Annotated in this window: 14 protein-coding genes; 13 read left to right on the top strand and 1 reads right to left on the bottom strand. The window is 44.6% G+C overall.

What is annotated here, in order from left to right:
• Positions 1–167 precede the first annotated feature (167 nt).
• The 3 genes from spoIVB (at position 168) to HNR53_RS07165 (ending at position 3,464) form a co-directional block, all read left to right on the top strand.
• On the top strand, positions 168–1,457 hold the full coding sequence (spoIVB, locus tag HNR53_RS07175; RefSeq protein WP_184524306.1) for a SpoIVB peptidase: 1,290 nt from the start codon (positions 168–170) through the stop codon (positions 1,455–1,457).
• 461 nt (positions 1,458–1,918) lie between these two features.
• A complete protein-coding gene (gene spo0A / locus HNR53_RS07170; RefSeq protein WP_184524304.1) occupies positions 1,919–2,707 on the top strand; it encodes a sporulation transcription factor Spo0A in 789 nt (262 codons plus the stop codon).
• Positions 2,708–2,732: 25 nt separating this feature from the next.
• A complete protein-coding gene (locus HNR53_RS07165; RefSeq protein WP_184524302.1) occupies positions 2,733–3,464 on the top strand; it encodes a glycerophosphodiester phosphodiesterase in 732 nt (243 codons plus the stop codon).
• Between the two features lie 67 nt (positions 3,465–3,531).
• On the opposite strand, the gene HNR53_RS07160 is transcribed toward HNR53_RS07165, so the two are convergent.
• The gene (locus HNR53_RS07160) at positions 3,532–3,807 is read right to left on the bottom strand and encodes a DUF2627 domain-containing protein (protein ID WP_184524300.1); all 276 of its coding nucleotides are present in this window, start codon (positions 3,805–3,807) and stop codon (positions 3,532–3,534) included.
• A 150-nt stretch (positions 3,808–3,957) separates the two neighbouring features.
• Between HNR53_RS07160 and HNR53_RS07155 the strand changes: the two genes are divergently transcribed.
• The 10 genes from HNR53_RS07155 to meaB all read left to right on the top strand — a co-directional run bounded on the left by HNR53_RS07155 (position 3,958) and on the right by meaB (position 18,566).
• The gene (locus tag HNR53_RS07155) at positions 3,958–5,685 is read left to right on the top strand and encodes a sigma-54 interaction domain-containing protein (RefSeq protein WP_184524299.1); all 1,728 of its coding nucleotides are present in this window, start codon (positions 3,958–3,960) and stop codon (positions 5,683–5,685) included.
• A 316-nt stretch (positions 5,686–6,001) separates the two neighbouring features.
• On the top strand, positions 6,002–7,096 hold the full coding sequence (gene bcd / locus HNR53_RS07150; RefSeq protein ID WP_184524297.1) for a branched-chain amino acid dehydrogenase: 1,095 nt from the start codon (positions 6,002–6,004) through the stop codon (positions 7,094–7,096).
• 87 nt (positions 7,097–7,183) lie between these two features.
• On the top strand, positions 7,184–8,287 hold the full coding sequence (buk, locus tag HNR53_RS07145) for a butyrate kinase (RefSeq protein WP_184524295.1): 1,104 nt from the start codon (positions 7,184–7,186) through the stop codon (positions 8,285–8,287).
• 106 nt (positions 8,288–8,393) lie between these two features.
• Complete coding sequence (gene lpdA, locus HNR53_RS07140; protein ID WP_184524293.1) at positions 8,394–9,815, top strand: dihydrolipoyl dehydrogenase; 1,422 nt, start codon at positions 8,394–8,396, stop codon at positions 9,813–9,815.
• 114 nt (positions 9,816–9,929) lie between these two features.
• Positions 9,930–10,940, top strand: a complete 1,011-nt coding sequence (locus tag HNR53_RS07135; RefSeq protein WP_184524291.1) for a thiamine pyrophosphate-dependent dehydrogenase E1 component subunit alpha — start codon at positions 9,930–9,932, stop codon at positions 10,938–10,940.
• 3 nt (positions 10,941–10,943) lie between these two features.
• The gene (locus HNR53_RS07130) at positions 10,944–11,927 is read left to right on the top strand and encodes an alpha-ketoacid dehydrogenase subunit beta (RefSeq protein WP_184524289.1); all 984 of its coding nucleotides are present in this window, start codon (positions 10,944–10,946) and stop codon (positions 11,925–11,927) included.
• A 19-nt stretch (positions 11,928–11,946) separates the two neighbouring features.
• Positions 11,947–13,218: a dihydrolipoamide acetyltransferase family protein gene (locus HNR53_RS07125; RefSeq protein ID WP_184524286.1), complete on the top strand. Its 1,272-nt coding sequence runs from the start codon at positions 11,947–11,949 to the stop codon at positions 13,216–13,218.
• A gap of 187 nt (positions 13,219–13,405) precedes the next feature.
• The gene (locus HNR53_RS07120) at positions 13,406–15,259 is read left to right on the top strand and encodes a methylmalonyl-CoA mutase family protein (protein ID WP_184524284.1); all 1,854 of its coding nucleotides are present in this window, start codon (positions 13,406–13,408) and stop codon (positions 15,257–15,259) included.
• Entirely contained in the window at positions 15,252–17,444 is a 2,193-nt protein-coding gene (gene scpA, locus HNR53_RS07115; protein WP_184524282.1) for a methylmalonyl-CoA mutase, read from the top strand. Before HNR53_RS07120 ends, scpA begins: the two co-directional genes overlap by 8 nt.
• Positions 17,445–18,566, top strand: coding sequence for a methylmalonyl Co-A mutase-associated GTPase MeaB (meaB, locus tag HNR53_RS07110; RefSeq protein WP_184524280.1), 1,122 nt, complete (start codon positions 17,445–17,447; stop codon positions 18,564–18,566). It begins immediately after the preceding gene.
• Positions 18,567–18,585 lie beyond the last annotated feature (19 nt).

Below are 18,585 nucleotides of genomic sequence, written 5' to 3'. Positions count from 1 at the left end.
CTTCTTTTTGCCGGACATATTCATTCACTTAAAGAAGATTGCGAAATATTTCCTCATTCTACAGGTTTTTTATTACCGTCACAGTTATAAATGCACATCATGCAGGCAAAATTATAGATGTAGCCATTAAGACGGTTTTTGGACTAGAAGCGAGGAGAGTGAATGGATTGAATAAAGATTTTTTAAGAAAAATAATTGGTGGAATTCTCCTTGTTTCATTAATTGCTATAGGTTTTTCAAAACCTGTTCAACAATATAAACACTTTCCAAATAGTATTACCCTTTTTGAAGGGCAGCAGTTCCAGTTTCCAAAAGCAGTTCAAGTTTCGGCAACCGTACCTTCTGAACAGGCCATCGTGGCTTTAAGCCAGAATCATGAGTCTGTATCGCTTGAAGCAAAAGAGCAAGGAAAAAATGAAATGTTTTTGGAATTGGCAGGATTTCCGGTTAAAAAGGTCGATGTCAATGTATTAAAGAATTTTAAAGTCATTCCCGGTGGTCAATCGATTGGAGTAAAGCTGAATACCGTTGGGGTGTTAGTTGTCGGACACCATCAGGTAGCAACCGATAGTGGTAAAGTATCTCCAGGGGAACAGGCAGGGATACAAGTTGGCGATATTATCACGCAAATAAATGGGAAAGAGATTGAAAAAATGACCGATGTCGCTCCTTTTGTGCAAGAAGCAGGAGCAAATCATGAACCATTAAAAATGATGGTAACGAGGGAAAACGGTAAATTTATGACTGAGCTCATGCCGCAAAGGGAAAAAGGGGAAGAGAATTTTAAACTGGGTCTATATATTCGCGATTCTGCGGCTGGAATTGGAACGATGACCTTTTATCATCCCGAAACGAAAAAATATGGTGCGTTAGGACATGTAATATCCGATATGGATACGAAAAAGCCGATTGTTGTCGGTGACGGACAAATTGTCAAATCGACCGTCACATCAATCGAAAAAGGAAGCAATGGCAATCCTGGCGAGAAATTAGCCCGCTTTTCTCCAGATAAGACCGTAATTGGAAATATTAAACGAAACAGTCCTTATGGGATTTTCGGTGAATTAAACAGAGAAATGAAAAACGGAATTATGGATGAGCCGCTTCCAATAGCCTTATCGCATCAGGTAAAAGAAGGACCGGCACAAATTCTAACGGTTGTGGAAAATGACGAGGTAAAGCTGTTTAATATTGAAATTGTCAGCACCATCCCGCAAAAATTCCCGGCAACAAAGGGAATGGTGATTAAGATTACTGATCCTGAACTATTAAACAAAACGGGGGGAATCGTTCAAGGAATGAGCGGCAGCCCGATTATTCAGGATGGGAAGGTTGTCGGCGCTGTTACCCATGTTTTTGTCAATGATCCAACAAGTGGGTATGGCGTTCACATTGAATGGATGTTAAATGAGGCAGGAATTGATATTTATGAAAAGGCTGAAGAGAAGGCTTCTTAAAAAGACGGGGATCATTTCCCGTCTTTTCTTTGTACCACCATTTACCACTTGGGGGAATGGAATTTTTTTGTTATGTTAAGGAAGATATTCAACATTTTCTGTATGCACACTTTATGAAAACGTCAAAAAGTATTGATTTTCGGATGCAAAACCATATTTACCATTAAAAGCAAATAAGACGCATTTTTTGGTGAAAAAACTTTTCGACAAAAATGATTTTTAAACCTAGTTTACAGGGGTGAAATCTGTCGAAACAAGCAGAAATCACAGAAAAATACTTAGAAGTGATGGATATATTAAGAAAAATTAAAATAATGAAAAGGAATTTTAGTTGCATTGTCGAAATTGTCATTTAGAATATAAATAAGAGAGAGAAAAACATTCCCGTCGTCTTGTTTAGACATGATTTAGGATAAAGATAATTGGGTGTAATGAAAAGAACATTGGGGAGGAAATAACGAGTGAGGAAAATTAAAGTTAGTGTAGTTGATGATAATCGCGAAATTGTCCATTTGTTGGAGGAATTTATTAATTCTCAAGAAGATATGGAAGTCGTAGGAGTAGCTCATAACGGTCAAGAGTGCTTGGAAATGCTTGAAAATATTGATCCAGATGTTTTAGTCCTGGATATCATTATGCCTCATTTAGACGGTCTTGCCGTACTGGAAAAACTGCGTGATTTAAATAAAAGTCATGTGCCAAATGTCATTATGCTGACAGCCTTTGACCAAGAGGATGTAACAAAGAAAGCGGTTGAATTAGGCGCTTCCTATTTTATTTTAAAACCGTTTGATATGGAAAATCTCGTCAATCAAATTCGGCAATTAAGCGGTAAACCAGCACCAGTCATTCGCAAGTCGACAGGAGGCTACCGCCCTCATGCCGAATCAAAACCAAAAAATCTTGATGCCAGCATTACCAGCATTATTCACGAAATTGGTGTTCCGGCACATATTAAAGGATACATGTATCTGCGTGAGGCAATTTCAATGGTCTATAATGATATTGAGTTGCTTGGTTCTATTACAAAAGTACTGTATCCGGATATTGCGAAAAAGTATAATACCACGGCAAGTCGTGTAGAACGGGCTATTCGTCATGCGATTGAAGTAGCATGGAGCAGAGGGAATATTGAATCGATTTCTTCTTTATTCGGTTATACTGTATCGATGTCAAAAGCAAAGCCAACCAATTCTGAATTTATCGCCATGGTTGCCGACAAGCTTCGTCTCGAGCACAGAGCTTCTTAAATTATTTGGAGAAAGTGAATTAGCTATGACCTTAGTATTCGCTCATAGAGGATTCTCAGCACTGTATCCGGAAAATACGATGATAGCGTTTAAGAAAGCAGGAGATGCAGGTGCTGATGGAATTGAACTGGATGTTCAACTGACAAAAGAGGGTGAAGTCGTCGTCATTCATGATGAAAAAGTGAACCGTACGACCGATGGCTCAGGGTATGTTAAAGATTTAACCTATTCGGAGATCAAGAGCTTGAATGCAGGGATGAATAGAAAGTCAGAGGTGCCGTCATTAAGAGAAGTACTGCAATGGCTGACGGAAAATCAATTGATTTGCAATATTGAATTGAAAAATAATGTGTTTGCATATGCAGGAATGGAAGAAAAGGTGATCAAGCTGATACGTGAATATGGTTTATCGCATCGTATCATCTTATCTTCCTTTAACCACAATAGCTTGGTACTGTGCCGCAGACTGGCACCAGAAATTGAAACAGCTGCGCTTTTGTCACAACAAATTTATCAGCCATGGGTTTATGCCGCCTCCATTGGGGTGCAGGGAATTCATCCAAAGTATGTGCATCTTTCGGATGATACTTTGCAGCAATCACTGGCCAATGGTGTGGCGGTCAGACCATATACGGTTAATAAAGGAAAGCATATGCGGCGTCTATTTCACTACGGCTGTACCGCTTTTATTACGGATGATCCCGCTTATGCTGTATCACTCCGTCGTAATCTGAACAATCCTCATTTTGGTGTTTAAGACAGTCAATCGAATGGTATTCTTCCAAGCACATTTACATAATCAGACCACTCAAAAAGCCTGATGCTCATGCATCAGGCTTTTTGTCATCGTTCTTTTCGTCTGGTTCGCGATTTTGAAAACGTGATTGTACTTTATTCTTCTTTCGATCACGATGAAGAATAAAACCGGCAATGAACCATATACCTGCGATAAACATAGCCAGTCCAAGCAAAAATTGCAGCCAAAGAAACGGTATCGGTTTATAGAGAATCCCGAATACCATATCCTTCATTAGTTTAAAGCCAACTACAGCCATGATTCCCGGTAATAATAAAATAATAAGTGCTAGAATTCTATTCATGAAGAGACCCTTCTTTTTATCGTGATATCAAAATCATAAATCATCCAAAAGATTTGTCAAGGCGGGCAATAAAGAATAAAATAGAAATGCGAAAAATAATGCATAAGGCTTTGTTTTAATATGAAAAATTTTTCATAGGAAGAGGACGTCATGATGGAATCCATGATTCATGAATTAATATTTAATTCAACCAACGATGGCATGATTGTGATTAATAATGATGAAAAGATTATTCTTTATAATAAAAGCGCGGAAAAAATGATCGGGGAGGAAAGCTTCGCTGTGATCGGAAAGCATATTCACGAAGTGATTCCGTCCAGCAAGCTGCCGCGTGTGCTGCGAACGCGCAGAATCGAAACGAACCAGGAAATCCGTTTAAACAACGGGCGCAAAATCATTTCAGCGAGATTCCCGATCATTGATGAGAATGGGCGGTTAAACGGAGCGTTGTCTGTTTTCAAGGACATTACCGATGCCGTCCGTCTTGCGGAAGAAATTACGAATTTAAAAGAGGTAGAGACGAAATTACAGGCTATATTCAATTCCAGTGATGAAGCGATTTCGGTGGTAGATGAAAATGGGTACGGCATGATGATTAATCCGGCCTATACGAGAATTACGGGTCTCGCGGCCAGCCAGATTATCGGCAAACCGGCGACAACGGATATCGCGGAGGGCGAAAGTGTTCATATGAAAGTGCTGCAGACGCGGAGGGCTGTTAGAGGGGTGTCGATGAAAGTCGGACCGAATAAAAAAGAAGTCATTGTCAACGGTGCACCGGTCATAGTTGATGGAAAGCTGAAGGGAAGCATCGGGGTCATTCGGGACGTATCGGAAATTCAGGATTTGAGCAGAGAATTACACAAGGCAAGGCAAATCATCCGAACGCTTGAGGCAAAATATACCTTTGAAGATATTATCGGAACATCGACAGAAATGAAAACGTCCATCGGACAAGCTAAACTGGCGGCCAAAACTCCGGCAACCATTCTCCTGCGCGGGGAGTCGGGTACAGGAAAAGAAATGTTCGCCCATGCGATCCATGATGAAAGTGAGCGGAAATATAATAAATTTATCCGTGTTAATTGTGCGGCCTTAAGTGAATCCCTGCTCGAAAGCGAACTGTTCGGGTACGAGGAAGGCGCCTTTTCCGGGGCGAAGCGGGGAGGAAAAAGAGGTCTGTTTGAAGAAGCGCAAAACGGCAGTATTTTTCTTGATGAAATCGGTGATTTGCCTTTGAATACCCAGGTAAAGCTTTTGCGGGTGCTGCAGGAGAATGAAATAACAAGGGTCGGCGGAACAAAGCCGACTTCCCTAAATGTACGAGTCATTGCCGCAACCAATGTCAATCTGGAAAAAGGGATGCTGAACGGTTCGTTTCGTGAGGACTTGTATTACCGCCTGAGCCGCATGCCGATTTATATTCCGCCTCTTAGGGAGCGCAAAGATGACATTAAGCCGTTAGCTGAGCGGCTGATTGAAAAAATGAATCAGGAGTACGGTCGTAATGTGGAAGGATTAACCAATGCCGCGCATACCCGTCTAATGGCATATCACTGGCCGGGAAATGTCCGCGAGCTGGAAAATATTATAGGCAGAGCCATGATCTTTATGAATAAAAATGAAACATTCATTGATGAAAATCATCTGCATGGTATGACAAACGTTTTATCTTCGGAGAAAAAGGCGCAAGAAAGCATGGGTACCAACCGTACATTATCTGAGAGGATAGAGGAATTTGAGAAAAAAATCATTATGGAAGCTCTAGAGCAGCAGAACGGAAATAAAACATTAACGGCTAAGAGCCTCGGTCTTTCAGTGCGAAACTTATATTATAAGCTGGAAAAATATCATCTTGCAAATAATGACGTGCAATAAATTTCATAACCATGCAAAGTCTTTCATGTTTTCATTGTGAAAAGAATGGCAAGAATGGTCATAAAAGCGAATATGACAACTTTTTTCCTTCCCAAAAGTTGACTTCTAGTTGGCATGATTCTTGCATTGATATAATGTGAGTAAAAAGAAAAATGTATGCAAGCTCCAATTCAGTATGTAAAAATATTCTATTACTATAGTGAAATGACTGTGGTTAATTCTTTTACGATATATGTCCAGATGTTCCAACTATCCTGCCGGAGACGTCGAGACTGCTGCATTCTTTGACTTTCAAAGATCATTGGGAGGAATGGACGTGGAATTATTTCCTTATTTGGAAAAATACCATTATGAACAGCTGCTGTTTTGTCATGACTCTTCATCGGGCTTAAGGGCGATCATTGCCATCCATGATACAACTCTAGGCCCAGCGTTAGGCGGTACAAGGATGTGGACCTATCATTCAGAAGAAGCCGCCATTGAAGATGCCCTTCGCCTGGCACGAGGAATGACCTATAAAAATGCGGCATCCGGGTTAAATCTCGGCGGCGGAAAAACCGTCATTATCGGCGATCCAGAGAAAGATAAAAGCGAGGCAATGTTTCGTGCATTCGGCCGCTTTATCCAGGGCTTAAACGGCCGCTATATTACAGCAGAAGACGTCGGAACGACCGTTGCTGATATGGATATTATTCATGAAGAAACGAATTATGTCACAGGAATATCACCGGAGTCTGGCTCCTCGGGCAATCCTTCGCCTGTCACGGCGTATGGCGTATACCGCGGCATGAAGGCGGCAGCTAAAGAAGCATTCGGCAGCGATTCGCTGAATGGACTCTCGGTCGCTGTTCAGGGAGTAGGAAATGTGGCATATGTGCTGTGTCGCTACCTCCATGAAGAGGGAGCGAAATTGATTGTGACGGATATCAGAAAATCAGCCGTAGAGCGGGCCGTAGCGGAGTTCGGAGCAATACCCGTTGAACCGGATGACATCTATGAAGCAGATTGTCATATTTTTGCACCATGTGCTCTTGGCAGTGTCATCAATGATCAGACTATTCCGAAGTTGAAAGCGAAAGTGATTGCCGGGTCGGCGAATAATCAGCTAAAAGAGCCCAGACATGGCGACATCCTTCATGAAATGGGAATCATCTACGCTCCAGATTATGTTATTAATGCTGGTGGTGTGATTAATGTGGCCGATGAACTCCATGGCTATAACCGCGAGCGCGCGATGCGGAAGGTGGAAATGATTTATCAACAAATAGCCAAAGTACTGGAAATATCGAAACGCGACGAAATTCCAGCCCATCAAGCCGCTGACCGGATGGCGGAGGAAAGAATCGAACAAATGCGGAAGTCGCGGAGCCAATTTCTGCAAAACGGTCTTCACATTTTGAGCAGGAGATAAGGTGAAAATGGAATGGGGAGGCTTTCGTTCTTCCGGTCTCTCCTTTTTCCCCGCGGCAGGATGAAGAATTGAATGGAGGCGGTAACGTTGCGTGAACACAAATTTAGAATGCTCATCATGAGTCCAAGTTTAAACAGCACAAAAATAGGGATATTTGAAAATGAAATTTCGATTTTCGAAAAAAACATCACACATAATAGCGGAGAAAACAATTCTTACAAAAGAATTACCGATCAATACCAACTCCGGAAAAACGATGTGCTTGAAATATTACATAACGAAGGTATTAACATTTCAAAGCTGGATGCTGTATGTGCCCGCGGCGGGCTGCTGCGTCCAATTGAGGGGGGGACTTATGAAGTCAATGAGCAAATGCTGAGTGATTTGCGTACCGGCTTTTCCGGCGAGCATGCCTCCAATTTAGGCGGCATTATCGCCTATGAAATTGCTTCCGGTCTCAATATCCCGGCCTTTATTGTTGACCCGGTCGTCGTCGATGAACTGGATGAAATAGCGAGGGTATCCGGTTTCCCTTTAATCGAGCGGAAAAGTATCTTTCATGCTTTAAACCAAAAAGCGGCGGCCCGCAGAGTGGCAAAGGAGCTTGCGCGCCATTATGAGGAATTAAATTTAATTGTCGCCCATTTAGGCAGGGGCATTACGATTGGTGTGCATAAGCAGGGAAAAGTGGTCGATGTTAACGACGGCCTGCACGGCGAAGGCTCTTTCAGTCCGGAACGAGCTGGTACTGTACCGACGGGTGCTTTGATCAATCTTTGTTTTTCCGGCAAGTATAGCGAAGAGGAAATCATCGCAATGCTCGTGGAAAAAAGCGGTTTTCTCGGTTACTTGGGAACGATTGACCACAGACAAGTGGAAAAAAGGATTTTGAATGGAGATAAAAAAGCAGAACTGATTTTTTCCGCCATGGCTTATCAGGTGGCCAAAGAAATCGGCGCAGCCGGTACGGTCTTAGCGGGCAGGGTGGACGCCATTATTTTGACGGGAAAATTGGCAGAAAACAAAAGGTTAACGGAAAAAATTTCAGGCCGCGTCAATTGGATTGCCGATGTTTTTGTCCATCCGGGAGAAAATGAACTGCTCTCCTTGGCGGAGGGAGCCCTAAGGGTCCTTCGCGGGGAAGAGAATGTAAAGGAATATCCAAACGTGAAGGTATCGATTAGACCATAAACGACTATGACAGGCATTCTATACAAGGATATTCAACTTAAACAGGGGAAATGGAATTTAAAGGCCGAATAGGCTGGCATTCTTCCTCTACAGGGAGGTTAACGAATTGGCTACTGAATACGATCTCGTCATTCTTGGCGGGGGAACCGGCGGTTATGTCGCAGCGATACGCGCAGCACAGCTTGGACTGAAAACTGCGGTAGTAGAAAAAGAAAAACTTGGCGGTACATGTCTTCATAAAGGCTGTATCCCATCGAAGGCGTTACTGCGCAGCGCTGAAATTTATGCAACGGTTAAACGCAGTGAAGAGTTTGGGATCACAGTCAGTGATGCAGCGCTGAACTTTGCAAAAGTGCAGGAACGAAAAGAGAAAATCGTATCCCAGCTTCATAAAGGGGTCCAGCACCTGATGAAAAAGGGAAAGATTGATGTGTACGAAGGAAAAGGACGTATTTTAGGACCCTCGATATTTTCTCCTCTTCCCGGAACGATCTCCGTCGAAATGAACAGCGGCTGCGATAACGAAATGCTTATCCCTAAAAATGTTCTGCTTGCAACTGGCTCACGTCCGAGAACCCTGCCGGGGCTTGACATCGATGGGGAATATGTTCTGACTTCAGATGAAGCTTTGGTCTTCAAGGAACTGCCGTCATCGATCATCATTGTCGGCGGTGGAGTAATTGGAGTGGAATGGGCTTCGATGCTGACCGATTTCGGTGTATCAGTCACAATACTTGAATATGCAGAACGCATTCTTCCGACAGAAGATGCGGAGATTTCCAAAGAGATGGAGCGCTTATTTAAAAAGAAAGGGATCCAAGTGAACACAGGAGCTAAAGTGCTGCCAGAAACATTGCAAAAAGAGAACGGAGTTACGATCACCGCGATGATCAATGAAAAATTATGCGAATTCCAGGGAGATAAGCTGCTTTTATCCGTCGGCAGGCAGGCGAATGTGGAGGGAATTGGTCTTGAAAACACAGATGTTGTGCTTGAAAACGGCGTGATTAAGACGAATGAATATTATCAGACAAAGGAATCCCATATTTACGCCATTGGCGACTGTATCGGCGGTATTCAGCTGGCCCATGTCGCATCGCATGAAGGTATGACAGCAGTAGAGCATTTGGCTGGTGTTATGCCGCATCTGCTTGATTACAGCTTGATTCCTTCTTGCGTTTACAGCCATCCTGAGGCAGCGAAGGTCGGCTTCACAGAGGCAGAGGCGATAGCAAAAGGCTATAAAGTCAAAATAGGCAAATTTTCATTCCGGGCGATCGGGAAAGCGCTAGTATTCGGTGAAAGTGATGGTTTTGTGAAAATCGTTGCTAACGCAGAAAACGATGATGTGCTCGGAGTACACATGATTGGTCCAAATGTCACCGATTTAATTTCAGAAGCGGGGCTTGCCAGGGTGCTCGATGCTACCCCATGGGAAATTGCCCATAGCATCCATCCGCATCCAAGCCTTTCCGAAATTATGGGGGAGGCGGCATTGGCAGTTGACGGCAAAGCGATTCATGGATAAAAGGGAACTAAACTACCGTCAAAAAAGAGTGCTGTCCGTGAGACGGGTTGTAGAAAACTAGCCGTAAAGTCCAGAATCGAGCTTCTTTAGAAAATGGTTAGGGAGGATTTATATATGGGTGAAAATCGCCATCAGGCACTTGGTTTAACGGATAAACAAGTGTTAGAGATGTATGAAACGATGCTCTTAGCAAGAAAAATAGATGAAAGAATGTGGCTTTTAAATCGTGCCGGGAAAATACCTTTTGTGATTTCCTGTCAAGGACAGGAGGCTGCACAGGTTGGGGCATCATTTGCCCTTGACCGGAGCAAGGATTACGTTCTGCCTTATTACCGCGACCTTGGAGTTGTATTAGCCTTTGGCATGACGACAAAGGAAATTATGCTTTCAGCCTTCGCGAAGGCTGAAGATCCGAATTCAGGGGGACGCCAGATGCCCGGTCATTTTGGGCAAAAGAAAAACCGGATCGTTACTGGTTCTTCTCCTGTTACGACACAGGTACCGCATGCTGTAGGGATTGCTTTAGGGGCAAAAATGGAGGGGAAAGATCTCGTTAGTTTCGTGACATTCGGCGAGGGTTCCTCGAACCAGGGAGATTTCCATGAAGGGGCTAATTTTGCCGCCGTTCACAACCTGCCCGTCATCTTTATGTGCGAAAATAACGGCTACGCTATTTCCGTTCCATTAAAGAAACAAGTGGCATGCGAATACATTGCCGACCGGGCGATCGGTTACGGCATGCCGGGAGTGACGGTAGATGGCAATGATCCATTAGCCGTTTATACAGCGATGAAGGAAGCAGCCGATCGGGCACGGAGGGGAGAGGGTCCGACATTAATTGAAACGATTGTTTACCGTTTAACCCCGCATTCATCGGATGACGATGATTCCAGTTACCGGACAAAGGATGAAGTCAGTGAAGCGAAAACCAGGGATCCATTGTTCACGTTCCGCGCCTATTTAAAAGAAACAGGTGTTTTAACAGAATCCCTGCAAGAAGAACTGGAAAAGCGTATCGCGGTGATCGTCAATGAGGCGACAACATATGCCGAAGAGGCACCATATGCCGAACCACAACATGCTTTGCGGTATGTATACGCAGAAGAACAGGCAGGGGGGAAATAAGACATGGCTGTAATATCCTATATTGATGCCATCACTCTGGCCATTCGTGAAGAAATGGAGAGAGATCCGCGCGTGTTTATTATGGGCGAGGATGTCGGGGTAAAAGGTGGAGTATTTAAAGCGACACATGGACTTTACGAGCAGTTCGGCGAGCATAGGATCATTGATACGCCTTTGGCTGAATCAGCAATAGCCGGAGTTGGTATTGGCGCCGCAATGTATGGTATGCGCCCGATTGCCGAAATGCAGTTTGCCGACTTTATTATGCCGGCGGTGAACCAAATTATTTCTGAGGCGGCGAAAATCCGCTACCGATCCAATAATGACTGGAGCTGCCCTATGGTCATCCGTGCACCGTATGGAGGCGGGGTTCATGGTGCCTTATATCATTCCCAATCCGTTGAGGCTGTATTCGCGAATCAGCCTGGGTTGAAAATTGTGATGCCATCAACACCGTATGATGTCAAAGGTCTGCTAAAGGCAGCGATTCGCGATGATGATCCGGTATTATTTTTCGAACATAAACGGGCCTACCGTCTTCTAAAAGGGGAAGTACCGGAAGATGATTATGTTCTGCCACTGGGGAAGGCGGAAGTGAAGCGAGAGGGAGAGGATATCACCGTCATTACTTACGGACTCTGTGTCCATTTTGCTCTCCAGGCAGCTGAAAAGTTAGCGGCTGATGGCATTTCCGTCCATGTCGTGGATTTGCGGACCGTCTACCCGCTGGATCAAGAGACCATTATCGAAAGTGCGGCGAAAACGGGCAAGGTGCTGCTCATTACCGAGGATAATAAAGAAGGCAGCATTATCAGTGAAGTAGCGGCAATTATTGCTGAAAACTGCTTGTTTGATTTAGATGCACCGATTAAACGGCTTGCCGGACCAGATGTCCCGGCAATGCCATACGCACCAACAATGGAGAAATATTTTATGATGAACGAAGATAAAATAGAAAAGGCCATGCGCGAATTGGCTGAATTCTAAAGAAGGGGGAGGGTCAATTTTGGCCATAGAAAAAATTACAATGCCTCAGCTGGGCGAAAGCGTAACGGAAGGGACGATTACGAAATGGATGATCGCGGTCGGTGATCGGGTAAATCAATATGATCCCCTTGCTGAAGTGATGACAGATAAAGTAACGGCGGAAATCCCCTCCCTGTTTACGGGGATTATTACAGATTTAGGGAGTGAGGACCACACCTATGCCGTGGGTGAGGTGATTTGTTCCATCGAGACAGAAGCAGCCGGGGATGCAGCAGCCGTTCATCCTGTCTCTGTAAAAGCAGAGGGAGAACCTGCTCCACAAATGGAGGATGGGGAACAGACAGCAGGCAAAAGCCGATATTCCCCTGCGGTACTGAAGCTTTCACAGGAACATGACATTGATTTAAAAGCCGTTAAAGGAACAGGAGCGGGCGGGAGGATTACGCGTAAAGATGTGCAGCGCATTATCGAATCCGGCGTCATCCCGCAAGTCACGGAATCGGCGCAAGAAGCGACAGTCGTACAGTCGGAAGTGCAGGAGCCGGCATTGGCACCAGCTGCTCTTCCGCCCATGCCGGTCATCACCGGTATGGGGGATATTGAGATTCCGGTAACCGGAGTGCGCAAGGCGATCGCGTCAAATATGGTGCGGAGTAAGTCTGAAATCCCGCATGCCTGGATGATGATCGAGGCCGATGTCACGAATCTTGTGAAATACCGCCAGGAGATTAAAGATGAGTTTAAGCAAAAGGAAGGCTTCAATTTGACCTTTTTCGCCTTTTTCGTCAAAGCGGTAGCGCAAGCCTTGAAGGAGTTCCCGCAGTTGAATTCCACATGGGCCGGCGATAAAATTATTCAAAGAAAAGAAATTAACATCTCAATAGCTGTTGCTTCAAATGAAGAGTTATTTGTCCCTGTCATCAAAAATGCCGATGAAAAATCAATCAAGGCTATCGCTAGGGAAATTACGGAGCTGGCAGCGAAAGCGCGCACCGGACGTCTGACAGTTAATGATATGCAGGGCGGTACTTTTACGATTAATAACACAGGAACATTCGGTTCGATTCAATCCGTTGGGATTATTAATTACCCGCAGGCAGCGATCCTGCAGGTGGAATCGATCGTGAAGCGTCCGGTTGTCATCGATGATATGCTTGCGATCAGGGATATGATCAATCTATGTCTTTCTCTTGATCACCGGATCCTCGATGGATTAATTTGCGGTAAATTTTTATCCAGGGTAAAAGAATTGCTTGAGAAAGTATCAAAAGAACATACTTCTGTTTATTAACTATTAGATAAAAAAGCTGATTCATTCATGGTGAATCAGTTTTTTTCTTGTTGCTAGTTTTGTTATCGTGTAATAAAATTATGTTATGCGATGAAGATTTTGAATTTTATCACAATTTATTGCCAGCAATTTCTATTTTATGAGGATTTCGAAGGGGGGGAATGCTGTCTATTGCAGGCGGCATGTCATGAGTTTAGAGGATATCATTGGATACTCATTTCCAGAACAGACATTTGAAAGCTGGAGACAAAAGGCAGAAGAATCCTTAAAAGGCAAAAGTTTGGAAAGTCTTTCAAGGAAAACTTATGAAAACATTCAATTGAAACCGCTTTACACGAAAGAAGATCGGGCAGGGTGCGTTGTTCCGCAATTCCCTGGTCAAGGAGATTATCGGCGTGGAAGCAAGGCTTTGGGCTATATAGAAGAAAACTGGAAGATTGCCCAAAAAATCAATGCTCCGGATTTGGGGCAGCTGCAAGAACGTTTAACTTCATCGATGAATAAGGGGCAAAATACTGTTTCTTTTGTTCCAACTGAAGAGATCGTAAAGGAATTATCTACACTGTTGCAAAATTTGGATCAGAACATTCCGTTTGCGGTTAATGCAGGGGACTATCTGGAGGAGATCCTCGCAGCGGTCGAAGCAGTGGCTGATCAAAACAGCGGCTATATTGCCAAGGATCCAGTTTCTCTTCGTGCACAAAATGGCAGGAGTTTTGCGGGAGACGAGGTAGAATATGCCCAATTTGCACAAACGATTCAAAAAGGTATGGCAGCAAATCCAAACTTGAAAACGATTCTTACGGATACAACCGTTTACCATAACGGCGGAGCCAGTGCGGTTCAAGAGTTAGCGATTGCGCTCGCAACAGCCGTCTATCATATTGAACAACTGAAAAGTCATGGTCTGTCAGTCGATGACATTGTCCCGAAAATGGTCTTCCATTTTTCCATCGGCAGCCACTTCTTTACGGAAACAGCGAAATTAAGAGCTGCAAGAGTCCTTTGGAGTAAAATGACTGAAGCCTATCAAGTGGCAGAAGAACTTCAAGGGCAAATGGAGATTTCCGCTGATACATCCTGGTTTACGAAAACAGCTTATGATCCATATGTGAATCTATTACGCGCTGGAAATGAAGCGTTTGCCGCGGTATTAGGCGGAGTACAGTATTTACATGTTAGTCCCTTCGATGAGCCGGAAGGGAAATCTAGTGAATTTTCCGAACGGATTGCCCGCAATACACAGCTGCTTTTAAGAAATGAAGCACGTTTAGGTTCCATTATTGATCCGGCAGGAGGTTCCTGGTATATCGAATCACTGACAGACGAATTGGCTGAAAAGGCATGGGCACTTTTCCTTGAAATCGATGAAAAAGGCGGGATTGCCGCGGTGTTAGAAAGCGGCTGGCTGCAAGCACAAATCGAAGAAGTGAAAGCAAAACGGATGTATGATACTGCGACACGCAAACAAACGATTGTCGGTACGAATCAATATGCAAACCTCAAGGATAAGCCGCTGACAGCACAAGTTGAGGAAACGGGTTTAGTGACCGATTTCGCTCCGGTGAAACAGGAACGTTTAGCAGAGCCATACGAAAAGCTGCGGCAAAGAGCAGAGAAGTTAGCGCAGATGAATCAGGAACCTATCAGCGGGTTGATTTGCTTAGGATACTTAAAAAATCATAAAGCACGGGCTGATTTTATCGATGGATTCCTAGCTCCCGGCGGAATTGCGGCAGAGCGGAGCGGTGAATTACAATCATCTGAGGATGTTTCGAGTTTTATCAACGAAAAGAAATGTGATTTTTATGTACTATGCGGCTCAGATGCACAATATGCCGAATCAGGCTTAAGTGTAATAAAGACCATCCGTGAGAGTTTCCCTGAGCTTCAGCTTTATGTAGCAGGGCTTGCACCGGAGGGAGAGACAGAAGCTTGGAAGCAGGCCGGTGTTATTGATTTTATTACAATGAAAAGCAATTGTTATGAAACATTGCGTTCCTTTTTAAATGAAATAGAGGTGAAAAAGGTCCATGAGTAAGAAACCGGATTTCAAAAGCATCTCATTTGCTTCCGCCAAGAAGGGTGACGGCAGTAAATGGAAGGAAGAAGCAGAGCGTCAAATTGAGCGTTCGCTCGACGACCTATTATTTGAAACAAATGAAAGAATCTCAACGAAAGCTTTATATACAGAAGAAGACAGCGCAAATGCCGCTCATTTAAATGATAAACCGGGTCTTCCGCCTTATACACGCGGACCATACCCTACGATGTACGTGAACAGACCGTGGACAGTGCGCCAATATGCAGGTTTCTCTACAGCCGAAGAAAGTAATGCCTTTTACCGCCGCAACTTGGCAATGGGGCAGAAGGGGCTGTCGGTGGCATTTGACCTTGCGACACACCGCGGCTATGACTCGGATCATCCCCGTGTTGTCGGCGATGTCGGGAAAGCCGGCGTAGCGATTGATTCAATCGCGGATATGAAGATTCTTTTTGACGGCATTCCGCTCGATCAAATGTCTGTATCAATGACGATGAACGGAGCGGTTCTGCCAATCATGGCCTTCTATATTGTGACGGCAGAAGAGCAGGGTGTCACGCAGGATAAGCTTTCCGGTACGATTCAAAATGATATTTTAAAAGAATACATGGTGCGGAATACGTATATTTATCCGCCGGAAATGTCAATGAGAATTATCGCTGATATCTTTGAATATACGTCCAAATATATGCCGAAATTTAACAGTATCAGTATTTCCGGTTATCATATGCAGGAAGCCGGAGCACCGGCCGATATCGAGCTGGCATATACGTTGGCAGACGGTCTTGAATATGTCAGAACAGGTCTGAGAGCAGGAATTGACATTGACTCCTTTGCTCCAAGACTGTCCTTCTTCTGGGCTATCGGTATGAATTACTTTATGGAAGTAGCAAAAATGCGTGCAGCTCGTTATATTTGGGCAAAAATGATGCAGTCCTTCGAGCCGAAGAACAGTAAAGCCTTAGCCTTACGGACACACTCTCAGACTTCGGGCTGGAGCTTAACGGAGCAGGATCCATTTAATAACGTGATTCGTACATTGATTGAAGCCCATGCAGCGGCAATGGGTCATACGCAGTCATTGCATACGAACGCATTGGATGAAGCGATTGCCCTGCCGACAGATTTCTCAGCGCGAATTGCCCGTAATACCCAGCTATTCCTTCAAGACGAAACAGGCATCACGAACGTCATTGATCCATGGGGCGGTTCCTACTATGTCGAAGCCTTAACCAATCAATTAATTGAACGTGCTTGGGAACATATTGAAGAAATTGAGTCTTTAGGCGGAATGGCAAAAGCGATCGAAACCGGTCTGCCAAAAATGCGAATTGAAGAAGCAGCAGCAAGACGACAGGCGCAAATTGATTCACGCAAAGAAATGATTATCGGGGTGAACAAATACCGTCTTGATAAAGAAGAACCAATTGAGATTTTAGATATTGATAATTCGGCTGTTCGTTTAAAACAGATTGAACGATTAAATGAATTAAAACGCCTCCGTGATGATGAAAAGGTTAAAGACGCGTTATCCGCGATTGAACAAGCCTGCGTCATGAATGAAGGCAATCTGCTAGAGCTGGCCGTAAATGCGGCACGTGTCCGTGCTACCCTCGGTGAAATTTCCGATGCGATTGAAAAATCAGCAGGACGCCACAAAGCAACGATCCGTTCGATCAGCGGCGTATACAGCTCTGCTTTTTCAAATGAAGAAGAAATTACTGAAGTAAAAAAGATGACCGATGAATTCTTGGAAAATGAAGGGCGTCGTCCGCGTATCCTGATTGCGAAAATGGGACAGGATGGACATGACCGCGGAGCGAAGGTAATCGCTACCGCATTTGCCGACTTAGGCTTTGATGTGGATATCGGTCCTTTATTCCAAACACCGGAAGAAACGGCTCTGCAGGCAGTAGAAAACGATGTTCATGCGATTGGCATGAGTTCACTTGCTGCCGGACATAAAACATTGCTGCCGCAGCTAGTTGAAGAATTGAAGAAATTAGGCAGGGAAGATATTGTTGTCATCATCGGCGGCGTTATTCCGGCACAGGATTATCAATTCCTATCCGACAACGGTGCAGCGGCGATCTTTGGTCCTGGTACGGTTATTCCTGTAGCGGCACAAAAGGTTGTCCGCGCCATTTATGAAAAGCTCGGATACGAGGAAGTGAAAGCGTAAATGCCTGATGAAAAAAGGCCTGAATGGATTAATCCCGATGAGCCGGAAAAGTTTTCCACCGTTATTCGTAAAGGGGTCGAAGTCGAGGGGCAAACAACCTTTGTGAAAAGTGGTACCTTTAAGAAAAAAAGGCAGGATGATGTGACGACAGAGCAAATCTATGAAGGAATTCTCCGCGGCGAGCGTACAATGCTGGCACGCGGTATCACCCTGATTGAAAGCAATGCCGAGCATCATTTTCGCAAAGCGCAGGACCTGTTGCAAAAACTGCTCGCGAAAAGTGGCAGAGCGGTCCGGATCGGGATTACCGGGGTGCCGGGTGCCGGAAAAAGTACGTTTATTGAAGCCTTCGGTACCTATTTATGCAATGCAGGCCTGAAGGTGGCGGTACTGGCCGTCGACCCGAGTTCAAGTCTGAGCGGTGGAAGCATTTTGGGGGATAAGACGCGTATGGAGCAGTTGGCCCGCAATCCGCGCGCCTTTATCCGCCCTTCTCCTTCCGAGGGGAAGCTTGGCGGTGTTCACCGCAAAACAAAAGAAACGATGCTTCTATGTGAAGCTTACGGCTTTGATGTCATTTTGATAGAAACGGTCGGAGTCGGGCAGAGTGAAGTCATTGTCCGCGATATGGTTGACTTTTTCATGCTCGTCGTGCTGACTGGTGCCGGTGATGAATTGCAGGGAATGAAAAAAGGGATCATGGAGCTGGCTGATGCAATTGTTGTCAATAAAGCTGACGGAGATAACCTCACCTTTGCGAAGAAAACGCGGTCGGAGTATAATCAGATTCTCCATTTTCTCCAGCCGGCGACAAAGGGCTGGAGTACAAAGGCATATACATGCTCTTCGCTTCAAGGAGTGGGAATCGGCGAGATCTGGGAAGTGATCCAAAACTTTGTTTCCATAACGCAGCAAAGCGGTGTGTTTGATGAACGGCGCCGGGCGCAGACGAAGGAATGGATGAAGAATATGATTATCGATCAGCTGCAAACCGGTTTCTTCTTTAACCCGGCGATTAAGGAGCTGCTGCCGAAAATCGAAAACGAGGTCATTTCCGGCAATAAAACTGTTACCACCGCGGTGGATGAATTATTTCAGGTGTACTATAAAACGTTTAGATAAACGAACCGCCCGGATTCGG

It is taken from the genome of Bacillus benzoevorans, from assembly GCF_014207535.1.
Classification (GTDB): domain Bacteria; phylum Bacillota; class Bacilli; order Bacillales; family Cytobacillaceae; genus Bacillus_BD; species Bacillus_BD benzoevorans.
Note: the sequence above shows the minus strand (reverse complement) of the source record. Positions and strands in the feature narration are given on the sequence as shown.

Coding starts and splice junctions, on each gene's coding strand:
- HNR53_RS07155 (WP_184524299.1), top strand. CDS start 3,958: ATGATGGAATCCATGATTCATGAATTAATATTTAATTCAACCAACGAT.
- HNR53_RS07135 (WP_184524291.1), top strand. CDS start 9,930: ATGGGTGAAAATCGCCATCAGGCACTTGGTTTAACGGATAAACAAGTG.
- meaB (WP_184524280.1), top strand. CDS start 17,445: ATGCCTGATGAAAAAAGGCCTGAATGGATTAATCCCGATGAGCCGGAA.
- HNR53_RS07130 (WP_184524289.1), top strand. CDS start 10,944: ATGGCTGTAATATCCTATATTGATGCCATCACTCTGGCCATTCGTGAA.
- HNR53_RS07160 (WP_184524300.1), bottom strand. CDS start 3,807: ATGAATAGAATTCTAGCACTTATTATTTTATTATTACCGGGAATCATG.
- HNR53_RS07165 (WP_184524302.1), top strand. CDS start 2,733: ATGACCTTAGTATTCGCTCATAGAGGATTCTCAGCACTGTATCCGGAA.
- HNR53_RS07120 (WP_184524284.1), top strand. CDS start 13,406: ATGAGTTTAGAGGATATCATTGGATACTCATTTCCAGAACAGACATTT.
- scpA (WP_184524282.1), top strand. CDS start 15,252: ATGAGTAAGAAACCGGATTTCAAAAGCATCTCATTTGCTTCCGCCAAG.